We start from the raw sequence: 22,577 nt of genomic DNA, 5'->3' as shown, positions 1-22,577 counted from the left end.
GCTTCAGCTGGCGACAGCCTGTTTGCGATCACGCCAGGCCATGATCAGCCAGACGGCGGTGACGCCGGCGAACTTCGAGGCCAGCGCGGTGATGATCACCGGCGGCGTCAAGGCGTCGATCATGCCGAAGAAGATGAAGGTATCCAGTGGAATACTCAGCGCCGAACTGATCCACAGACGATCACGCAACGGCCGCTTGGTGACGCTGAACACCAGCCAGTCGATGCACTCGGAGACCGCAAACGCCGTGGCGCTGGCCAGCGCGATGGAAGGGTCGGACGTGATGTAGGAAAGCACCAGCGCCGCCAGCATCGCCACGATCGCGCCGTGACCGAAGCGCGTTTGCACCATGTCGCGCAGCACGAACACCAGCCCGCCCCAGGCCGACCAGATGATGTCCAGGTGCGGAGCGGTGGAAAAGGCGAAGTTGATCAGCACGACGCTGCTGATGTAGGCGATGAGAAAGATCATGGGGGTGGCCTGTAAATGTGGCGCACAGGTTACTTGAGCGCTGGTATTGCGCCAATAGGTGCGGTGACAGGACCGACGTCTTCGCGAGCAGGCTCGCTCCCACAGTGGAATGCATTTTCAAGGTGGGAGCGAGCCTGCTCGCGAAAGCGCTGGCTCAGACGCCTGACTTCGCGGGAATCATCCAGACCAATCCACTCGCCTTCGCCCGTTCATGACACAACCCCAGCACCACCCGGCGCTCGTCATTGCTCATGCGGCCCCAGCAGGTGATCTCTGCGACTGTGCGCTGGCACCCGGTACAAACGTCATCTTCGTCCAGCGCGCAGATATTCACACACGGCGAGGCAACGGGTCGTTCAACAGTCGTCATTGTTCCTGCTCGACCAGATCGCGGGCGTAACGCTGCGAGTTATGCACATAGTGCGCGGCGCTGGCTTCGAGCATCTTCTTTTGCGCCTCGGTCAGTTCCCGCACGACCTTGCCCGGCGAGCCCATCACCAGCGAGCCGTCGGGAATTTCCTTGCCTTCGCCGATCAGCGAATTGGCGCCGATGATGCAGTTCTTGCCGATCTTCGCGCCGTTGAGAATCACCGCGTTGATACCGATCAGGCTGTAATCGCCGACCGTGCAGCCGTGGAGCATCGCGTTGTGGCCGATGGTCACGCCGGTACCGATGGTCAGTGGATAGCCCATGTCGGTGTGCATCACCGTGCCATCCTGCACGTTGCTGTTCTTGCCGATGAGGATCAGTTCGTTGTCGCCGCGCAATACGGCGTTGAACCAGACGTTGGCGCCCTCTTCCAGGCGAACCTTGCCCACCAGTACGGCATTGGGCGCGACCCAGCTCTGCGGATGGGTTTCGACACGGGCGTCGCCCAGGCGGTATTTCATTTTGTTTTCCTCGGGCTCACGGCCGTTCGAACGACGGCTCAGGTATCGATAAAACTTTTCGGCGGTCGGTGCAGGCTGATTTTGGCGTCATAGAGCAGGTTGATCAACTCGACGATCATGATCGCCGTCAGGCCCCAGATCTTGTACTCGCCGTAGCGATAGCTCGGCACGTACCAGCTGCGGCCCTGATAGTCGATGCGATGGGTATGCTCGCGCGGGTCCTTGCGGAAGAATTCCAGCGGTACGCTGAAGACGGCGGCGATCTCGGCATCGTTGGGCTGGTATTCGACAAAGTCGGGAATCACCCCGACATACGGCGTTACCTTGATGCCGTGCAGGGAAATCAGCGGACTCAGCGGGCCGATGACTTCCACCAGACCCGGCGGCAGGCCGATTTCTTCTTCGGCTTCGCGCAGCGCGGTGAAGATCAGGTCCGGGTCTTCCGGGTCGCGGCGCCCTCCGGGGAAGGCGACCTCGCCGCCGTGGGTCGAAAGCCCGCTGGCGCGCAGGGTCAGGACCAGTTCCGGTTCGTCACTGCGGGTGATCGGCACCAGCACGGCGGCTTCGGGGAAACGTGCGTCGGTCTCCAGCGTGCGCGGTGTGTGGTTGCTTACCCTATGCAGTAGCTCGTCCAGCATGAGTGTTCTCGATCGGTGCCTTGCTCCGCATCATGCACCAATCAAAGCGAGCGCCCAAGCCCCCGAAACCCGTCGTGTCGCGAAACGACAACTTGCCGACCGGCCCCGCTGCACGCCAAGATAGGCGCAGCATTCAGGAACCCGAGCATGAAATTTTGCAGCCACTGCGGTAACCCGGTCACCCAGCGCATTCCCGAAGGCGACTCGCGGCTGCGATTTGTCTGCGACAGCTGTCAGACCATTCACTACCAGAATCCCAATATCGTCGCCGGGTGCGTACCGACCTGGGGGACGAAAGTGCTGCTCTGCCGCCGCGCCATCGAGCCGCGTCTCGGTTACTGGACGCTGCCCGCCGGTTTCATGGAAAACGGCGAGACCATCGAGCAGGCCGCCATCCGCGAAACCGCCGAGGAAGCCTGCGCCCGGGTACGCAACCTGAGCATCTACACGCTGATCGACGTGCCGCACATCAGCCAGGTGCATGTGTTCTTTCGCGCCGAACTGGCTGATCTGCAGTATGCGGCCGGGCCGGAAAGCCTTGAAGTGCAGCTGTTCGAAGAAGCCGACATTCCCTGGGACGAGCTGGCTTTCCGCACGGTCGGGCGTACCTTAGAATGCTTCTTCGCTGATCGGCGCGTCGAGAAGTATCCGGTTCGTTCGGAATCGATTCCGCCATTGGTTCAGCCGGTGATTGTTGGCTAGAAGATCAAAAGATCGCAGCCTTCGGCAACTCCTACCTAAAACCTGATTGCGTCACTCCCTGGGGAATCGTTTCAATGCGCTGGTTGCTTGCCCTGCTGTGCCTGTCGTTCGTCAGCGTTTCACAAGCGTCATTCGTGACCACCGTGACGCCCTCGAACACTCCACTGATCGAAAAAGTCCTGGTACTCAAATCAGCCCATCAACTGCAGCTGATTGCCGACGGCAAGCCGCTGAAGACCTATCGCATTTCCTTGGGCAAGGGCGCGAAGAAAGGGCCGAAACTGATCGAGGGCGACAAACGCACTCCCGAAGGTTTCTATTGGATCGACTGGCGCAAGACCAGCGAGAAATTCAACCTGTCGATGCACATTTCCTACCCGAACATCAGCGATGCCGCCCGCGCACGTCGTGAAGGCGTTGAGCCTGGCGGCATGATCATGATCCACGGCACCCCGGACTCGGCAGACAATCCGGAACAGCTGTTCCATACCCTCGACTGGACCGACGGCTGTATCGCCATGCGCAACGTCGACATGCGTGAAGTGTGGAATCTGGTACCGGACGGCACGATGATCGAGATTCGTCCGTAACCTCGACCGCTGGTCACCGCAAAAAAAATAAATCAAAAGATCGCAGCCTGCGACGGCGACTACAGGGGTGATACCACTCTCAACTGTAGAAGCTGTCGCAGGCTGCGATCTTTTGCTTTTTATAGGCCATCACTAATACCACTTTAAACATTGCCCCCTGAAAACCGCCAATCCATTGGGTTAGATGCCATTTCATCGCGTTGACATGGTATTCAAGTGGTATTAGCTTCCGTCGCACAAGCGAGCCACAACAATCCTATACTCGCGACGGAAACGACCTAAATGAACGACCTCCAGCCCCTACGTCCCGACGATTCCCAGCCGACGCCGCTGTACTTGCAACTGGCGCGCAATCTGGAAGCGGCGATTCATGCCGGGCAGTGGAAGGCCGAACAGGCGATGCCGTCCGAGCGCAATCTCAGCGACCAGCTCGGCATCTCCCGGGTCACCGCACGCAAGGCGCTGGAAGTCTTGCTCGAGCAAGGCCTGATCCGCCGCCTGCAAGGCTCGGGCACGTTCATCACCCCACGCCTGGAACAACCACTGTCGCGTCTTTCCGGCTTCAGCGAGATGCTGCGCCTGAAAGGTTTCGTGCCGAGTTCGAAATGGCTGGAGCGGGAGATCACCCTCCCAACCCACGAAGAACTGATCCGCCTCAGCCTGTCGCCGAATGACAAGGTGGCGCGCATGAAGCGCCTGCGCAAAGCCGATGACACGGTCATGGCGATCGAGATGAGCACCCTGCCCGCGTCGATCATGCCCAGGCCGCAAGCGGTGGGCGATTCGCTGTACGAATACCTCGACGGCATCGGCAAACCGATCGTCCGCGCCCTTCAGCACATCCAGGCAATCAACGCCTCGGACGAATTCGCCGCACTGGTCGGCATCGCCCCCGGCACCGCCATGCTGCTGATGACCCGGGTCGGCTATCTGGAAGACAACACACCGATCGAAGTCACCGACACCTATTGCCGCAATGACTACTACGACTTTGTTGCAGAGCTTCGTAGATAAAGAGCTTCGTAGATAAAGAGCCGCGTCGCTGAGCGCGGCCCCAAGCGAGAACGAAAATGTCCGAAGACAACATCCTCACCGCCAGCGGCTGGGTTCGCGGCCGGCTGATTCACGAACACGGCAAGATCGTGTCGATCGAAGGCGTGCCCTGCGATCCGGCCGCTAACGATCTGCCCTATCTGCTGCCGGGCTTCATCGACCTGCATGTGCATGGCGGCGGCGGCAAAGACATCATGGAAGGTGCCGACGCCTTCGAAACCATCAGCAAAACCCACGTGCGCTTTGGCACCACCTCGCTGTTGGCCACGACCATGACTGCGCCGAGCGCGGAGATCTCCAGCGTCCTCAAAGAGGTAGGAGAATTCTGTGAACAGCGTCCGAAAGGCGCCGCGCGAGTCCTCGGCGTACACCTTGAAGGCCCTTACATCAACCCGGGAAAACTCGGCGCTCAACCGAACTTCGCCCACACCGCGTTGATGGCCGAAGTCGAAGAGTATCTGGCGCTGGCGCCGATCCGCGTCATCACCATCGCCCCGGAAATCGCTGGCCACGATGCGTTGATCCGTGAGCTGAGCAGCCGTGGCATCCGCATGCAGATCGGCCACACCCTCGGCAGCTACGAGGAAGGCGTCGCCGCGCTGGCTGCCGGTGCCAGCAGTTTCACCCACCTCTACAACGCCATGAGCCCGCTGCATCACCGCGAGCCGGGCATCGTCGGCGCAGCACTGGCGCACGCCAAATACGCCGAGCTGATTCCCGATCTGCTGCACGTGCACCCCGGCGCCATCCGCGTGGCCCTGCGTTCGATCCCGTGCCTGTATTGCGTCACCGATTCGACCGCCGCCGCCGGCATGCCCGACGGTGAATACAAGCTCGGCAGCCACACCGTGACCAAATGCCTGGGCGGCGTGCGTCTGCCCGACGGCACGCTGGCCGGCAGCACCCTGACCATGGATCAGGCCCTGCGCAATCTGGTGAAGATCGGTTTGCCGATCGCCGAAGCCTCGCAGCGTCTGTCGCAATTTCCCGCCGACTACCTCGGCATCACCGAACGCGGGCGCCTTGCCCCCGGCGCCTGGGCCGACTGCGTGCGGCTTGATCGTTCACTCACACTGACCGCCGTCATGGTCGAAGGAGAAGACATTGACTTCAAAAATGCTTGAAGAGGCGCTGTCCTCGTTCGAGGCCGTGCAAGCCCAACTGCAACAGCTCGACGCGCCGATGATCGAGATCGCCGGGCGCCTGCGCCGGCAGCCGCCGCAAGTGGCGATGACCGTCGCCCGTGGCAGCTCCGACCACGCAGCGAGCTACTTCGCCTACCTGACCATGCAGCAACTGGGCGTGCCGGTGGCCTCGTTGCCGATGTCGGTGGTGACCATGCAGCAGGCGCCGCTGAAAGTCAGCGGTCAGGTCGCCTTTGCGTTTTCGCAGTCGGGGCAGAGCCCGGATCTGGTCAACAGCCTGCGTCTGTTGCGCAAGCGTGGCGCGCTAAGTGTGTCGATGGTCAATGCCGCCGATTCGCCCCTGGAGGCAGCTTGTGAATTCAGCCTGCCGCTGCTTGCCGGGACTGAAAGCAGCGTCGCCGCGACCAAGAGTTTTATCGCCACCCTCAGCGCCAGCGCGCGTTTGATCGCGCACTGGAAAGAGGACAGCGAATTACTGCAAGCCCACGATGCGCTGCCAGAAGGCCTGCGCGAAGCGGCGAAACAGGACTGGAGCGTGGCCATCGAAGCCCTGCGCGATTGCGAGCGCCTGATGGTGATCGGCCGTGGCGCCGGTTTCGCGATTGCTCAGGAAGCGGCGCTGAAATTCAAGGAAACCTCGGCGATTCAGGCCGAAGCGTTCAGCAGCGCCGAAGTCCGTCATGGGCCGATGGCACTGATCGACGAACACTATCCGCTGCTGGTGTTCGCCCCACGCGGCGCCGAGCAGGCCGGCCTGCTGAGCCTCGCGGCAGAGATGCGTCAACGCGGCGCCCGGGTCTTGCTCGCCGCGCCAGATGACGTGAACGAGCGCGACCTGACCTTGACACGCGCCGAACACCCGGCCCTCGACCCGATTCTGGCGATCCAGAGCTTTTACGTGATGGCCGCAGGCCTGGCCGTAGCGCGGGGCATGGACCCGGATCAGCCGCGCCATTTGAGCAAAGTGACCCGCACGCACTGATAGCCGTTGACGGATGTACTCCCTGTAGGAGCTGCCGAAGGCTGCGATCTTTTGTTTTTTTCACGTAGCGAAAAAACAAGATCAAAAGATCGCAGCCTTCGGCAGCTCCTACAGGGGACATCGAACCGAGATTCAACTGATGAGACCCAGCCATGCCCGACAACAATAAAGAGCTGACCCTCAGCGCCCCGCTCAGCGGCCCGGTGCTGACGCTCGCCAACGTCCCGGACGCGGTGTTCGCCAGTGGCGCGATGGGCGACGGCATCGCCATCGACCCGCTCAACGACACGCTGTATTCGCCCTGCGCCGGCGTGGTCATCCACGTCGCGCGCAGCAGCCATGCGGTGACCGTGCGCGCCGACAACGGCGCGGAAATCCTCCTGCATCTGGGCCTCGATACCGTTGAGCTGAACGGCGAAGGTTTCGCCATGCTGGTCAAGGAAAGCGATCGCGTCAGCCTCGGTCAGCCGCTGCTGCGCTATGACCTGGACAAGGTCGGCCAGCACTGCAAAAGCCTGGTCAGCCTGTTGATCCTGACCAACAGCGCGGATTTTCAGGTGCGGCCGATCACCCTCAAAGCGGTGAAAGTCGGCGAGCCGTTATTGCACATCATCGCGCGCAATGTTGTCGCGGCGAATACCGATATAAGCGGTGGGCCTGAGGTTCGTGGCCAGGCACGGGTCGCTCATCGCGGCGGCTTGCATGCGCGCCCGGCTGCGCTGATCCGCCAGACCGCCCAGGGTTTCAGCAGCCATTCACAGCTGCACTTCAACGGTAAATCGGCGCCGTGCAACAGCCTGATCGGTTTGATGGGGCTGGCGATTGGTGAGCACGATGAGGTGCAGGTCAGTTGTCAGGGGCCGGACGCCGATGCCGCATTGCAAGCTCTGCTCAGCGCATTGGCCACGGCGCTGCCGGACGATCATCACGCGCAAGCGCCGGTCAGCACTGCGGCGCCGAACCGCCCTGCCGAGGCAGGTGTGTTGCACGGTGTTAGCGCGGCGCCGGGGCTGGTCGCCGGGCCTTTGTTTCGCTTGAACGCGATCACCTTGCCGGCGGATGCGGGCAACCACGATCCGGTGCAACAGCAGCCGATTCTTGAAGCGGCATTGAACGCGGTGCGCAGCGAAATCGCTGCCACCCTCGCCCAGGCGAAAAAGCACAGGAACGCCGACGAAGAAGCGATCTTCGCCGCACACATGGCGCTGCTCGAAGATCCGGCCCTGCTCGACGCCGCGCAGCAATTCATTGAGCAGGGCACCGCAGCGACGCACGCCTGGAGTCAGTCGATCGACACGCAGTGCGGCATGCTCCAAGGCACCGGCAGTCCGCTGCTGGCCGAACGTGCCAACGATTTGCGCGACCTCAAGCAACGCGTCCTGCGCGCCCTGCTTGGCGAGGCCTGGCAATACCAGGTTCCGGCCGGCGCCATCATTGCCGCCCATGAACTGACGCCGTCGGATCTGCTGCAACTCAGCGCGCAAGGCGTCGCCGGGTTGTGCATGGCCGAGGGCGGCGCGACTTCCCACGTAGCGATTCTGGCGCGCGGCAAAGGTCTGCCGTGCCTCGTCGCTTTGGGCGCGCAATTGCTTGAGCAGCCGCAAGATCAGGCCGTGGTGCTCGACGCTGACGACGGGCGCCTCGAATTGACGCCCAACGCCGAGCGCCTGAGCGAAGTGCAACAGGCACAAATCCAGCGCCAGCAGCGCCGCGACAGCCAACAGGCCAAAGCCCATTTGCCCGCTGAAACGCGCAATGGCGTGCACATCGAAGTGGTCGCCAATGTCGCCTCAAGCAACGAAGCGGCAGACGCTTTTGCCAACGGTGCCGATGGCGTCGGCCTGTTGCGCACCGAGTTTCTCTTCGTCGATCGCCAGACGGCACCGGACGTCGAAGAACAGCGCAGCGCCTATCAAGCGGTGATTGATGCCATGGGCGACAAGTCGGTGATCATCCGCACCATCGACGTCGGTGGCGACAAGCAACTCGACTACCTGCCGCTGCCCGCCGAGGCCAACCCGGTGCTCGGTCTGCGCGGCATTCGTCTGGCGCAGGCGCGCCCGGAAATTCTCGATCAGCAACTGCGCGCGCTGTTGCAGGTCACGCCGTTGCCGCGTTGCCGGATTCTGTTGCCGATGGTCACCGAGGTCGACGAGCTGCTGCACATCCGCCAGCGCGTCGATGCCTTGTGTCTGGAGCTGGGGATTACCGAGCGCCCGGAAATCGGCGTGATGATCGAAGTCCCCGCCGCCGCGCTGCAAGCCGAGCAACTGGCCGAACACGCCGACTTCCTCTCGATCGGCACCAACGATCTGTCGCAATACACCCTGGCCATGGACCGCGATCACGCCGGGCTGGCGGCGCGGGTCGATGCCCTGCACCCGGCGTTGCTGCGCCTGATCGCCATGACCTGCGAGGGTGCGGCGGTACACAAGCGCTGGGTTGGTGTCTGCGGCGCCCTCGCCTCCGACCCGTTGGCCACGCCGGTGCTGATCGGCCTGGGCGTCACTGAACTGTCGGTGAGCCCGGTGCAGATCGGTGAAATCAAGGACCGCGTGCGCCAGCTGCACGAAGCCGAATGTCAGCGCCTGAGCCGCGACTTGCTCAAGCTGTCCAGCGCCGCCGCCGTTCGCCACGCCTGTCATCAACATTGGCCTCTGCGCTAACAAAAACAAAAAGGACAAACGCCATGTACCAACTCTTCATCGAAGGCCTGCAACGCCTGGGCCGCGCGCTGATGCTGCCGATCGCGATCCTGCCGATTGCCGGCCTGCTGCTGCGCCTGGGCGATACGGACCTGTTGAACATCGCGATCATTCACGATGCCGGGCAAGTGATCTTCGCCAACCTGGCGATGATCTTTGCCATCGGCATCGCCGTCGGTTTCGCCAAAGACAACAACGGCACCGCCGGTCTGGCCGGGGTGATCGGTTATCTGGTGATGATCTCCACGCTCAAGGTGCTCGATTCGACCATCAACATGGGCATGCTCGCCGGGATCGTCAGCGGCCTGATGGCCGGTGCGCTGTACAACCGCTTCAAGGACATCAAGCTGCCGGAGTACCTGGCGTTCTTCGGTGGCCGCCGTTTTGTGCCGATCGTCACCGGTTTTGCAGCGGTGGGGCTGGGCGTGCTGTTCGGCTATATCTGGCCGCCGATCCAGCAGGGCATCAACGCGTTCGGCGCGCTGATGATGGAAAGCGGCAGCATCGGCGCCTTCGTCTTCGGCGTGTTCAACCGCCTGCTGATCGTCACTGGCCTGCACCACATCCTTAACAACATGGCGTGGTTCGTCTTCGGCAACTTCACCGACCCGACCACTGGGGCATTGGTGACCGGCGATCTGTCGCGTTATTTCGCCGGCGATCCGAAGGGTGGGCAGTTCATGACCGGCATGTTCCCGATGATGATCTTCGGCCTGCCCGCCGCGTGCCTGGCGATGTATCGCAACGCGTTGCCGGAGCGGCGCAAGGTGATGGGCGGGATCTTCCTGTCGATGGCGCTGACCTCGTTTCTCACCGGCGTGACCGAGCCGATCGAATTCGCCTTCATGTTTCTCGCGCCGTTGCTGTTCCTCCTGCATGCGCTGCTGACCGGGCTGTCGATGGCGATCACCAACGCCCTGAACATTCATCTGGGCTTCACCTTTTCCGGTGGTTTCATCGACATGATTCTCGGCTGGGGCAAGTCGACCAATGGCTGGCTGGTGGTGCCGGTCGGGCTGGCTTATGCGGTCATCTATTACCTGGTTTTCGACTTCTGTATTCGCCGCTTCAACCTGAAGACGCCGGGGCGCGAAGACGTCGCCAGCGCCGAAAAAGCCGTGCTCTCGGAAACCGAACGCGCCAGTGCGTATATCAAAGCCTTGGGCGGCGCCGAGAATCTGCTCACCGTCGGCGCCTGCACGACCCGACTGCGCCTTGAGATGGTCGATCGCAACAAGGCCTCGGATGCCGAGCTGAAAGCGCTGGGCGCGATGGCGGTGGTGCGCCCGGGCAAGGGCGGCAGTTTGCAGGTCGTGGTCGGGCCGTTGGCTGACAGCATTGCCGATGAGATTCGCTTGGCCATGCCTGCCCTGGGCCGTACAACTTTGGCAGAAACCGTAGTAGTTGCCGATGAGCCGACGACTGTCGCGCTTACCCGCAACGAGGCGCAGCAATGGCTGAATGCGCTGGGCGGTCGCGACAATGTGCTGCAACTCGATTGCATCGCCATGACCCGTATTCGCCTGCAACTGGCCGATGCCAAGGCGCCGTCCGAGGCGCAGCTCAAAGCGCTCGGCTGCCTGGGTGTCAGCCGGTTGGACGGTGGCGTCTGGCATTTGCTGGTGGGGGACAAGGCCGCGAGTTTGAGTGGCGCGATCGAGGCGTTGCTGAGTCGCGGGGAGATCCGCGCGCAGGTTTGATCTGCGCGGGTGGCGGGAGGGCTGGAGCGGGCGCCGAAAATACGGCACGCGCACGATACATGAATACCACCCTCCTCCACGCCCTGCTCGCCATGCTGGCCCTTCATCCCCAGCATGGAAATCGTGCCCATGAGCACCCCCAACGCACCCACACCCGATGAGCTCAAAAACGATCTCAACCAGATCGGTCGTCTTCTCTTCAACACCGAAACCCCGCTGTTGCCCGAGCACAAACCGAGCACCGAGCAGGCTCATCTCAAACGCCTCGAAGAGCAGCTGAAAACCTATCGCGACGGCTACCTGCAACGCAGCCGCGCGCTCTATCAGGCGCTGGCAACCACCGACCTGCAGAGCGAGGCAGGCAAGCAACTGATCGCCACGCTGAAGGTGCGCCTCAACACGCAACTGATCAACATGGATCTGCGTGACGAGATCAACGGCAAAGCGGCAAAAACCTTCCTCAAATACGACGCCGGCTTCACTGCGCTTGAGTACGAAGCGCAACAGGCCGTCACCGATCGCCTGCTGCACCCACAGGCCGGCGAGCTGATACAGAAACTGGCACTCGGCCCGCTGTTGCGTCCGGCCATGTATGCGTTGCAGTTCACTTATCAGCAAACCACTGTCGAGCTGGCCGGGGCTTTTGTTGTGACGCAAAAAGACACCCCGAAAGTCAGCGATCTGTTGACCGACCAGAGCGCGGGCTTCGTCGTGTTGTTCACACCGGCCAGGGGCCTGGAGCTGTTCAGTTCCCTGGCTGATCTCGATGCCCATCTGCTCAAGACCATGCAGCACAGCATTAGCCGTGGCGAATTGATGCAGCTGCTGCCCAGCCGCTACCACGATGTCGGTACAGCGGGAATCTGGCCATTGCAGCTGGCGCCCATCGACAGCAAACCGCTGTTCGAACACATCTACGATGCCTTGATCGAAAAGCGCACTCAGGATATCGAACATGCATTGAGTTTCGCCGCCAATCCGCAGCAGGATGCCGCTGTACTGATCGCCGAGCTGGAGCGCGCCATCGGCGCTGCGCTGCCGGAACTCACCCCGCGCCTGGCACTTCAGGCACAAACCCTGTTCGAGCGGCTTTTGCGCAACAGCGCCCCGGACTGGTACCGCAGCGCCGACGCCGCCAAGCGGGCCGAGCTGGCGTTGCACCTGGGCAACTACAATCAGGCCCGGCAAAACCTGCTTGACCTGATGGGTCCGGCGGTCAGCCTGATGGCCGTGGCCCGCCACCAATGGCTGGAACGGCTGAGTGATGATCTGCAAATCGACGACCTGGAACCGGACAAGCTGCAGATCATTACGGATCGGCAGGTCCCCGGATTCGGCGCTTATGTGCACAAGAGCAATTTGCTCGAGCTGACCTTGCGCGGCCCGCACACCGGCGATGAGTTACCAGGCTCGGCGTTTCTCAGCCACACCCGGCTGACTTACAACGACCTGCCGTTATCCGACGAGTACGCGGACGTAACGCCCGCCTGGGTGATCAAGCAGGCACTGGAGCTGGAACCGCGCGTCGACTTCGCACGCTTGCAAACGCAGATGCAGGCGAGATCCGCGATCAAACCTGCGATCGAGCAGATGCTCGATCAGCGCATCGTCGCGCTCGCCCATGCCGCAGCGCTGCAAGGGCATCTGCTCGACAGCGATCTGCAAATGCTCCAGCGCCTGCGTAACGGCAGCGATCCACAGCTGCGCGCCGCCACCCTGTCTTTGCACGGTGCCCAGCTGCAGGATCTTTGGGTGCTGCGTCAGACCGACGAATCCGGCGCGGTCCGCCGCCTGCTGCTCTGCACACCGCAGGCGCCCCGTGAACGCCAGTTCGAGGCGTTCGACAGCGAGCGCCAATTGCAGACCCATCTCTTGGGTTGGGCCAAGCAGAATGACGCCGCCGAAAGCATGGCCGGCTATCTGATCAGCCGCGCGCCGATGCGCTTTCGTTCGACCCTGCGCAAGGTGTTGTCGGGGCTGAGCCTCAAGCCGGAAGCAGCAGAGCACCAGAAAGTCACGTTCGACCACCTGGGCAACCATCTCGATTGCCTCAAAGCGATGGCTGAACACATGCTCGCCACACGCATCGACGACTACGATTTCAGCACCCCGGTGTGGTATCGCTCGACCACTGCGGCCAATCGCCGAACACTCTCGACCCTGAGCGACGACGCCGAGGGGGCTTTGCGCGCGTTCAATCAGCATCCGCTGTCGGGCGGACGTTTTCAGGCGTTTGACGATTACGTGCATGCGCAAGCGAAGATCAGCCTGAACCGCTTGCTCAGGCGCCCAGCCAATGACGTCGATCCCGACACCGTGTGGGCCTATTCGCCAAAGTCGATCGTGCCCTCATGGACGCCGAAACCGCTGACCTATACCCGGCTGTATCGCGACGGCTATGCCGACGGCGTCGGTTTTCTCGACCAGAAATTCTCACGCTCGGCGCGCTTCAAAGGTCCGCCAGGCGTCGATATCAGTAGCCTGACCGCGCAGAATGTAGCCCGCTCGGTCACGGGTGTCTGGATCGGCAAACGCTATACCGACAAAGTCAAAAACGAGCTGCAGGACTCTAAAAGCGAAGGCTACGCGTTCCGACGCAACGCGACGCTGGCCATCACTCAGCGCCAAATGCAAAGCGCCGCGCTGGAATGCCAGCTGCAAGGACATATCGCCAGCAGCGACCTGCAATGGCTGCAGCAAAGCATCAGCAGCATGGATCAAACGTCGGGGCAGACCCGGACGAAATACCCGATCCACCGGTTGATGATCGACGGCGAATGGGTGATCGATGCCTGGTTGTTCAGCCATGGCGGCGATCCGGTCCTGCTGTATACGCCGGACGCACCGGACGGCGTGCGTTTTCGCGAAGCACGCCTGTTCAATTACCTGCTGCTGCAGTCCGGCATGATCGAGTACCTGACCCAGCGGGTGGGAGTCAGTGCCCAGACCCGGGTGCGTACGTACCTGGAAAACATCCGCAATAAACTGCCCAAAGACCTCAACAGAACCAGCCCCAGCCCCGCCCGTTATGACTCGATGCGCCCGGCCGACGCCGTCAGCGACCTGCGTACCGCGCTCTACGACATGAAGTTGCAACGGCGGATCGACAACGTCCATGCCACGACCACCAGTCGCGCCGAAATGATCGCCGGCCTGATCTGGACGAGCGTCGAATGGGTCGCTGCCATCGCCACCGCGCCGTTCCCGCTGTTGAGCCTGAGCACCGGCCTGTTGCTGGCCTTCAAGGACGCGATGCTCGCCCTGCATGCCTATCGTCAGGGAAATAACAACGAAGCGTTCCGGCACTTGCTCGGTTATCTGTTCAACAGTGCTGGCGCGGTGCTGACGGATCTGCGTCCGGCGCTGCGTTCACTCAAGCCCGTCCGGCGCCCGTTGCGTCGGGCTGTCACCACCGTTGGCGACGAGCAAGAGGATCTTCTGCCATTGATCGATCAAATGGCGACCGAACCGGTCCGGGACGATATGCATGCCGTCGTTTTCAGAGGGCAGTCGTATTACGCCAGCACTACCCCGGACGCACTCGGCCGTTATTTGCTCTACCGCCCGGATCCGAATGGCTCCGGACTGCTTTCGACCGGCATTCTGACCGTGCGCAACTCCGACGGAGTGATGGTGCGCAGCGGCCTGTCCGGCGGTGCACCAAAATACGAAGCCGTGCCCGATACACCCGGCCCGCATAAGGACTATGGAGTCGCGATCAAGTACCGGGATCTCGTTGAAGAGTTGCTGGACCCGCAATCGCGACGACGAATGCTCCAGGAGGGCGAGCATTACATGGGCTTCTCACCCCAGGTCATCCTGGTCAACGTGGTCGACAAAATGGCCAGCATGCGCCAAGCCTATCTGCAACAGGTGGAAAAACTCACCACGGACGCCACGCGCCATTTTGCCCAACTCGCACCGCTGCCCGCTCGCGCCGAAGTGCCGGCGGTTGCCGCCAACACCTCATTCGCACAGTTGATCGCCAGCGATGCATTCGCCGCAAAGAATCTGGTCATCGGTGCACAGCCGGGCTCTATCGCCAGCAAACAGGCACTGATCGAAAATCTCGACGTGCTTTTGGAGAACGGCTACAAGCACCTCTTCCTCGAATACCTGCCGGGAGACGTATTTCATCTCAAACTGGAAAAATTCAACAAGGGAGAATCCTGGCGCCATATCAAGAAACATCTGAAAGCGCTCGATAAAGCCATGGGCCATGAGCCTGACGCGCCTTTCTCTTACCTGGCGCTGGTGCGCAAGGCACGGGAAAAAGGCATGAGCATTCATGCGCTGGACGGCTCGACCAGTTATCAACTCGAAGGGATCATGGTGATGTCCAGGCTCTCGCCTTTGACCCCGCGAAACAACCGCATCAGAAACTTTTATTCGCACAAGGCGCTTGCCACCGATATGGCCGAGATCGGCGAAGAGCGCTGGATTGCCCTGACCGAGCAGTCGCGCATGACCACGTTCGACAACACCCCGGGCCTGGCCGACCTCCACGAGGCCGTTGCCGTGCGTATTGAAGACATCGACTTGTACCAACCCGCACGCACAAGCAGGGACGCGCCCGGTGCCATCGCGGGAGACGCGACAGCGCAGGGTGATTACCTCGTACAGATGCCGAGTGCCTACAAGGCACCTCTACCTGTCTCCAAGCCGCCCGCCGCAGCTAGCGCCGTTGAACATTTCAGCGAGTTCGATATTGCTTCGCCACTGCGCGACGATATTGCTGAAATGTTGCATAAGCCCTACTCCATGGACTCCCATTACACCCCGACAGTAGCCAGTGAAAGAACGGCCTACGAGGCTTTCCTTGCCCAACGCAAACGTCTGGAAAAAACCGCCAGGGACGCTTTTACCGACTACGTCCCACCCGATGCGCCGATCCTGCCGGTGCTCACCGCCGACTGCACATTCGAAGCTTTTTTACGGCAATTGACCGACGGACGTCTGAATCTGCTGATCGGCGAAGCCCACGTCGATGTAGCGAGCAAAGCGCTGCTGAAAAAGCACATGAAAGCCCTTAAGCAAGCCGGTTATGACACGTTGTACGTCGAGCACCTGCTCACCGACCTGCACCAGGCCGATCTCGACACTTTTCTGCGTACCCAGCGCATGCCCGACAGGCTCAAGGCTTATCTGCATCGTCAGGATCAAGGGCAGATGCCGAATTACACAGGGAACGATACGTACACGGCGGTCTGTCAGGCGGCGGCCAAATACAACATTCGCATCAGAGCCCTAGATTGCACGGCGTCCTATCACCTCAAGGGCGTGTATGACGAACACGTCTCGCGAAACGAGATGTTCAGCTATTTTGCAACCCAAGTGATCGAGGCTGATCAATTGGCCAACGGGCCGCATAAATGGGTGGCCTTCATCGGCAGTGCGCATACCAATTACAACCTCGGTGTGCCAGGTCTGGCCGATACACTGTCCGCCGTCAGCCTGCACGTGCGCGACACAGCCCCTGAACTGGCCCGGGATATTCACCGTGGGTCGTGGGAATTTGTCAGCGGCAAGCACGAGGCCAACGTCAGGGCTTTGAGCAGCGATTTTGTGATGGAGGTGGCCGTCCCCGGAACGAAAAAGCCTGCTGCGACGCCTTCTGTCAGTCGCAGCAAACTGACCGAACCCGGAAACTTCCTTATAGAAAATGCAGACACCCGCAACGCCAGCGTGGTGCATAAATCCAGGTCCGGCGAGATCGTTGAGACGCCGATTCAGATCAATGACAAGGGTCTGTTCTTCGTTGATCGCTGGGAGAAAAAAGATCAGACCTTCACCTACCTGCGCACGTTGATCGACATGCTCGTCACAGACGTGAAGCTGACACAGGTGACGTGACGCCCGGGCAATTGCACGTTGTGGAAAACCACTGGGCTTGAAGGCCCAGTGGTTTTTTCATGCCTGAGGATCCACCCGATCCAGCGCGCGGTTCACCGCCAGCTCAGCGAGCATGATGATCTGCTGAATCGCCAGCGCCGTATTGCGCTGCGGTCGCCCCAACTGATCAGCGAAATCACTGGCCAGGGTGTTGGCTGAAGCGAGGGATTCACAGGCATGGGCGAGCAGGGTTTCGGTATCGATTTCCGGCTGGATGAGGAACATGGTGCTGGGCGGGTGCGCCTTGCCAGGCTGCGGGCACAGGTAAAAATCCAGAGCCCGCTTGATCGCTTCGCGGTTTTTCGCGAGGTCGTCGGCGCGGATGGTTTGTTCGAGGGGGGTGGGTTCGTATGGTGGATCGGGAACGATTTTATCCACAATGCTTCTCCTGCTGATGCTGATGGACAGCCATCGATCGCCGGATCTCACGCGGCGGATAGGTGGCAGCTATGTGCGAGGTGAGATCCACCGGAGCAGGCAACCGGCCAGACCGAAGTCTGCCCGCACACAGCCGCCATAAAGCAGGCAGCAGATTGAGCTGGCGCCAATTATCGTGGTGCTGGCGCCAGTTGCAAGCTATCCGGGGATCTCACTCCCGATCGCTGATTCGCAGCGACGGGAAAAGACTAGAGATCGCACGTCCGACGGACAACCTGAAAACCTTGTGGGAAGGTTCTGCGAACTCAGACACTGCTTTAAACACACTCCAGATCGCCACCCTCACCCTAGCCCTCTCCCAGAGGGAGAGGGGACTGACCGAGTTGTTCAGGCGAGGTACGCCGACGTGAAAGTCCGAGTTGAACTCAGGATTTGCAAACCACACAAAATCGGCCCCCTCTCCCTCGGGAGAGGGCTGGGGTGAGGGGCAGCAACAACACAAATCAAAAGCCGGACACACACGCTTTTCACCACTCAATAGGCCGAGTGTCAGCTCGAGTGCTCTTGATCTTGATCCACCGGCGACGTCGGAAGGCTGAGTGGAGGGATTGATCCGGGCGTGGGAGCGCAGCGACCGTCTGGCGCAGCCAGACACAGCGGAAGGAGGTGCAGCGAAGCAAACCGGAGCCGCTGCGCCCGGATCAGTCCCGGAGCGAAGGAACCCGAGCCTGCGAGGGCCGAACGCAGGAGCAAGCCTTTTGGGTTACCTTTTTGGCGTTTGAAAAAGGTGACTCGCCGTAAGGGCGAAACCGCCAGCCGCCACACCCGAAGCAACGGATATTCACCCAATCAGCCAGCATGCTCGCCTGTAAGGGCGCCTTCGCGAGCAGGCTCGCTCCCACAGTGAAAATGCGCCCGCACAAAAATCAGCGGCAACAAAAAACCCGCAGACAATCCCTCATCTGCGGGTTTCCCGTTCCAGCAGCAAAGAAGATCAGAAATCCTCCAGCCGCCACACCTCATAAGCCGGCGTCTCATACGGATGACTGAGCTTCAACGCCGCCACAACAGCCACAACCAAATCATCCGCAACGACAAGCTCAACCTTCCATTCCTCAACCCGCTCAACCTGCCCCGCCTGACCGACAAACGGCTGACTGCCGTCCAACGGTCGAAACTGACCAGAGCCAAGCACCTGCCACGCACAGTGGTCATAGTCACCGATCCGCCCACCACCGGCAGCGAACACAGCCCCTTTGACCACCTCGACATGACTGTCAGGAACAAAAAACGCCAGCTTGTACACAGGCCTTAGTTCACCCAGACGCGCGCATTACGGAACATGCGCATCCAAGGAGCATCCTCGGTCCAGTCTTCCGAACGCCACGAGTTCTGCACCGCGCGGAACACACGCTCCGGGTGCGGCATCATGATCGTCACGCGACCGTCACGGCTGGTCAGACCGGTAATCCCGCGCGGCGAGCCGTTCGGGTTGGCCGGGTAGGCTTCGGTGACCTTGCCGTGGTTGTCGACAAAACGCATCGCCACGCAACCGGACAGATCGGCTTCCAGCAGTGCTTCTTCGCTGGCGAACTCGGCATGCCCTTCACCGTGGGCGATGGCGATCGGCATGCGCGAACCGGCCATGCCCTGCAGGAAGATCGAGTTCGATTCCTGGATCTGCACCATCGCCACCCGCGCTTCGAACTGCTCGGAGCGGTTGCGCACGAAGTGCGGCCAGAACTCGCTGCCCGGGATCAGCTCGTGCAGGTTGGACATCATCTGGCAACCGTTGCACACGCCCAGCGTGAAGCTGTCGTTACGCTCGAAGAAGCCCTGGAACGCATCGCGGGCGCGGCTGTTGAACAGCGCCGACTTGGCCCAGCCTTCACCGGCGCCGAGCACGTCGCCGTAGGAGAAACCGCCGCAGGCCACCAGGCCTTTGAACTCGTTGAGGTCGACACGACCGGCGAGGATATCGCTCATGTGCACGTCGATCGCGCTGAAACCGGCGCGGTCGAACGCGGCGGCCATTTCCACCTGACCGTTGACGCCCTGCTCACGCAGTACGGCAACCTGTGGGCGGATGCCTTTCTTGATGTAAGGCGCGGCGATGTCCTGATTGACGTCGTAGCTGAGCTTGACGCTCAGGCCCGGATTGTCTTCTTCCAGAAGCGCGTCGAATTCCTGCTCGGCGCAGTCGGCGTTGTCGCGCAGACGCTGGATCTGGTAGCTGGTTTCGGCCCACTGACGCTGCAGCAGACGACGCTGGCCTTCAAACACGGTGTCACCGTTGAAGGTGATGTTGATCTGGCCATTGTTGATCGGCTGACCGATCACCGACACGCAGTCGCCCAGACCGGCGGCGCTGAACTGCGCGAGGATGTCCGGGGTGGCGTCCTGGCGAACCTGGATCACTGCGCCGAGTTCTTCGTTGAACAGGATCGCGGCGATTTCCGAAGCGGATTCGGCAACGCTGTCCAGGTTCAGGCTCAGACCGCAGTGGCCGGCGAAGGCCATTTCCACCACGGAGGTCAGCAGACCACCGTCGGAACGGTCGTGGTAGGCCAGCAGGTGACCGTCGGCATTGAGGCCCTGGATCACTGCGAAGAAGGCTTTCAGGTCTTCAGCGTCATCGACGTCCGGCGCATGCTTGCCGAGTTTGCCGTGGACCTGCGCGAGGATCGATGCACCCATGCGGTTCTGGCCGCGACCGAGGTCGATCAGGATCAGGTCGGTGGTGCCCTTGTCCATGCGCAGTTCCGGGGTCAGGGTCTGACGAATGTCAGCCACTGGCGCGAAACCGGTCACGATCAGCGACATCGGCGAAGTGACGGTCTTGTCTTCGCCGTTGTCATTCCAGCGCGTGGCCATGGACATCGAGTCCTTGCCCACCGGAATGGTGATGCCCAGCTCAGGGCACAGCTCCATGCCGACCGCTTTCACGGTGTCATACAAACGCGCGTCTTCGCCCGGGTGACCGGCCGCCGACATCCAGTTCGCCGACAGTTTGATGTCGGAGAGCTTGTTGATCCGCGAGGCAGCAATGTTGGTGATGGTTTCGCCGATGGCCATGCGGCCCGATGCCGGCGCGTCCAGCAGAGCCAGCGGAGTACGCTCGCCCATCGCCATGGCTTCACCGGTGTAGACGTCGAAACTGGTGGCGGTGACGGCAACGTCGGCCACCGGCACTTGCCATGGGCCGACCATCTGGTCACGGGCGACGAGGCCAGTGATGGTGCGGTCGCCGATGGTGATCAGGAAGCTTTTGCTGGCCACGGCCGGATGATGCAGAACGCGTTCGATGGACTCGCTGATGTCGAGGTTCGACGGATCGAAGTCATCGCCCAGCTCGGCTTCGCGAACCACCGAACGGTGCATGCGCGGCGCCTTGCCCAGCAACACTTCCAGCGGCATGTCCACCGGGTTGTTGCCGAAGTGGCTATCCGTGACAGTAAGCTGCGGTTCGGCAGTGGCTTCCCCGACCACGGCAAACGGGCAACGCTCGCGTTCGCAGATCGCCTGGAAGCGCTCGAAGTCTTCCGGGCCGACTGCCAGCACGTAACGTTCCTGGGATTCGTTGGACCAGATTTCGTGCGGGGCCATACCCGGCTCGTCGTTTGGAATGTTGCGCAGTTCGAAACGGCCACCGCGATCGCCGTCGTTGACCAGTTCCGGGAAGGCGTTGGACAGACCGCCCGCGCCAACGTCATGGATGAAGCTGATCGGGTTCTTGTCGCCGAGCTGCCAGCAACGGTCGATGACTTCCTGGCAGCGACGCTCCATTTCAGGGTTTTCACGCTGCACGGAAGCAAAATCCAGATCCGCCGAGCTGGTGCCGGTGGCCATCGACGAAGCCGCGCCGCCACCGAGACCGATCAACATCGCCGGGCCGCCGAGCACGATCAGCTTGGAGCCGACCACGATCTCGCCTTTCTTGACGTGTTCTTCACGGATGTTGCCCATGCCGCCAGCGAGCATGATCGGCTTGTGGTAACCACGCACTTCGTCACCGTGTGGAGTGGTGATCGACTGTTCGAAGGTACGGAAGTAGCCGGTCAGCGCCGGACGGCCGAATTCGTTGTTGAACGCAGCGCCGCCGAGCGGGCCTTCGATCATGATGTCCAGCGCGGTGACGATGCGCTCAGGCTTGCCGTACGGCACTTCCCACGGCTGTTCGAAGCCCGGGATCTGCAGGTTCGATACGGTGAAACCGGTGAGGCCGGCCTTGGGCTTGGCGCCGCGACCGGTTGCACCTTCGTCACGGATCTCGCCACCGGAACCGGTGGATGCGCCCGGGAACGGGGCAATCGCGGTCGGGTGGTTATGGGTTTCAACCTTCATCAGGATGTGCACCGGCTCCTGCACCGCGCCGTACTGGCGGGTTTCAGGGTTCGGGAAGAAGCGGCCGGCAACGTTGCCGACAATCACCGAAGCGTTGTCCTTGTAAGCGGACAGCACGCCTTCGCTGTGCATCTGATAGGTGTTCTTGATCATGCCGAACAGGCTTTTTTCCTGGCTCTGGCCGTCAATGTCCCAACTGGCGTTGAAGATCTTGTGGCGGCAGTGCTCGGAGTTGGCCTGGGCGAACATCATCAGTTCGATGTCGTGCGGGTTGCGCTTCAGACCGTTGAAGGCGTTGACCAGATAGTCGATCTCGTCTTCGGCCAGGGCCAGGCCCAGCTCGGTGTTGGCCTTTTCCAGCGCGGCGCGGCCGCCACCGAGGATGTCGATGGCGGTCAGCGGCTTCGGCTCGGCGTGGCTGAACAGTCCGGCGGCCTGCTCGAGGTTGGCCAGCACGATCTGGGTCATGCGGTCATGCAGTGCGTCCGAAATCAGCTGGGCTTCGGCTTCGCTGAACTGCCCTGCAACATAGAAAGCGATACCGCGTTCCAGGCGCTGGATCTTGCTCAGGCCGCAGTTGCGGGCGATGTCGCTGGCCTTGCTCGACCACGGCGAGATGGTGCCGAAACGCGGCAACACCAGAAACAGACGACCGGTCGGCTCTTGAACCGGAACACTTGGGCCGTACTTCAGAAGGCGCGCTAGCACCTGCTGTTCGTCGCCGGTCAGGACGCCGGTGACTTCGGCGAAGTGAGCGAATTCAGCATACAGGCCACTGACAGCTGGAACCTTCTGGCTCAGTTGCTCAAGGAGTTTGCTGTGGCGAAAGGCAGAAAGGGCAGGAGCGCCGCGCAGGATCAACATCTTCGGGACAGCCTCGGGAAGGGGTGTGCTTTGAGGCCGTGCATTCTAGCCTAAACCGACCTCAACATCACCCGAAACGCTACGCACGGTTGCACTCGGGTAGCAATCTGTGTTTCTGCCTTCGGGGTCAGGTAAATCGAGCGTTTCAGCATGGCTTATTTTTACTGTAACAAAATGCCCTGAAGGCCCGTATTCAAGGGATTTCGTTCGATTTTGTGATCG

Annotated in this window: 15 protein-coding genes; 8 read left to right on the top strand and 7 right to left on the bottom strand. The window is 61.3% G+C overall.

The annotated features are described in order from the left end of the window. Positions 1-3: 3 nt before the first annotated feature. The 4 genes from PSH90_RS04880 to PSH90_RS04865 form a co-directional block, all read right to left on the bottom strand. Positions 4-471 carry a VUT family protein gene (locus tag PSH90_RS04880; protein ID WP_056783120.1) on the bottom strand — a complete coding sequence of 156 codons (468 nt, stop codon included), beginning with the start codon at positions 469-471 and terminating at the stop codon, positions 4-6. A 154-nt stretch (positions 472-625) separates the two neighbouring features. Beyond that, a complete protein-coding gene (locus PSH90_RS04875; protein WP_252879500.1) occupies positions 626-841 on the bottom strand; it encodes a DUF1289 domain-containing protein in 216 nt (71 codons plus the stop codon). Further along, positions 838-1,362 (bottom strand): gamma carbonic anhydrase family protein, encoded by a 525-nt coding sequence (locus PSH90_RS04870; RefSeq protein ID WP_016771546.1) that lies wholly within the window; start codon positions 1,360-1,362, stop codon positions 838-840. The genes PSH90_RS04875 and PSH90_RS04870 overlap by 4 nt, the downstream gene beginning before the upstream one ends. Positions 1,363-1,400: 38 nt before the next feature. Further along, positions 1,401-2,000 (bottom strand): CoA pyrophosphatase, encoded by a 600-nt coding sequence (locus PSH90_RS04865; RefSeq protein ID WP_122610740.1) that lies wholly within the window; start codon positions 1,998-2,000, stop codon positions 1,401-1,403. 147 nt (positions 2,001-2,147) lie between these two features. On the opposite strand from PSH90_RS04865, the gene PSH90_RS04860 reads away from it, so the two are divergent. The 8 genes from PSH90_RS04860 (at position 2,148) to PSH90_RS04825 (ending at position 16,730) form a co-directional block, all read left to right on the top strand. After that, on the top strand, positions 2,148-2,702 hold the full coding sequence (locus tag PSH90_RS04860) for an NUDIX hydrolase (RefSeq protein WP_056783116.1): 555 nt from the start codon (positions 2,148-2,150) through the stop codon (positions 2,700-2,702). A 74-nt stretch (positions 2,703-2,776) separates the two neighbouring features. Next, the gene (locus PSH90_RS04855; protein ID WP_016771549.1) at positions 2,777-3,292 is read left to right on the top strand and encodes a murein L,D-transpeptidase family protein; all 516 of its coding nucleotides are present in this window, start codon (positions 2,777-2,779) and stop codon (positions 3,290-3,292) included. 282 nt (positions 3,293-3,574) lie between these two features. Next, positions 3,575-4,306, top strand: a complete 732-nt coding sequence (locus PSH90_RS04850; protein WP_056783114.1) for a GntR family transcriptional regulator — start codon at positions 3,575-3,577, stop codon at positions 4,304-4,306. Between the two features lie 56 nt (positions 4,307-4,362). Then, positions 4,363-5,469, top strand: coding sequence for an N-acetylglucosamine-6-phosphate deacetylase (gene nagA, locus PSH90_RS04845; RefSeq protein WP_258707641.1), 1,107 nt, complete (start codon positions 4,363-4,365; stop codon positions 5,467-5,469). Then, positions 5,450-6,472 carry an SIS domain-containing protein gene (locus PSH90_RS04840; RefSeq protein ID WP_095180442.1) on the top strand — a complete coding sequence of 341 codons (1,023 nt, stop codon included), beginning with the start codon at positions 5,450-5,452 and terminating at the stop codon, positions 6,470-6,472. The genes nagA and PSH90_RS04840 overlap by 20 nt, the downstream gene beginning before the upstream one ends. A gap of 152 nt (positions 6,473-6,624) precedes the next feature. Next, a complete protein-coding gene (gene ptsP, locus PSH90_RS04835; protein WP_305382271.1) occupies positions 6,625-9,138 on the top strand; it encodes a phosphoenolpyruvate--protein phosphotransferase in 2,514 nt (837 codons plus the stop codon). Positions 9,139-9,161: 23 nt separating this feature from the next. Beyond that, entirely contained in the window at positions 9,162-10,877 is a 1,716-nt protein-coding gene (gene nagE / locus PSH90_RS04830; protein WP_252868842.1) for an N-acetylglucosamine-specific PTS transporter subunit IIBC, read from the top strand. Positions 10,878-11,006: 129 nt separating this feature from the next. Then, positions 11,007-16,730: a membrane-targeted effector domain-containing toxin gene (locus PSH90_RS04825; RefSeq protein ID WP_252868841.1), complete on the top strand. Its 5,724-nt coding sequence runs from the start codon at positions 11,007-11,009 to the stop codon at positions 16,728-16,730. A 57-nt stretch (positions 16,731-16,787) separates the two neighbouring features. On the opposite strand, the gene PSH90_RS04820 is transcribed toward PSH90_RS04825, so the two are convergent. The 3 genes from PSH90_RS04820 to purL all read right to left on the bottom strand — a co-directional run bounded on the left by PSH90_RS04820 (position 16,788) and on the right by purL (position 22,355). After that, positions 16,788-17,147, bottom strand: coding sequence for a DUF6124 family protein (locus tag PSH90_RS04820; protein ID WP_150636222.1), 360 nt, complete (start codon positions 17,145-17,147; stop codon positions 16,788-16,790). A gap of 994 nt (positions 17,148-18,141) precedes the next feature. Beyond that, positions 18,142-18,453, bottom strand: coding sequence for an NGG1p interacting factor NIF3 (locus PSH90_RS04815; RefSeq protein WP_252868840.1), 312 nt, complete (start codon positions 18,451-18,453; stop codon positions 18,142-18,144). Between the two features lie 5 nt (positions 18,454-18,458). Beyond that, on the bottom strand, positions 18,459-22,355 hold the full coding sequence (gene purL, locus PSH90_RS04810) for a phosphoribosylformylglycinamidine synthase (protein WP_095180438.1): 3,897 nt from the start codon (positions 22,353-22,355) through the stop codon (positions 18,459-18,461). Positions 22,356-22,577: the final 222 nt, after the last annotated feature.

Origin of the sequence: Pseudomonas sp. FP1762, assembly GCF_030687105.1 — a bacterium.
Lineage (GTDB): Bacteria > Pseudomonadota > Gammaproteobacteria > Pseudomonadales > Pseudomonadaceae > Aquipseudomonas > Aquipseudomonas siliginis.
Note: the sequence above shows the minus strand (reverse complement) of the source record. Positions and strands in the feature narration are given on the sequence as shown.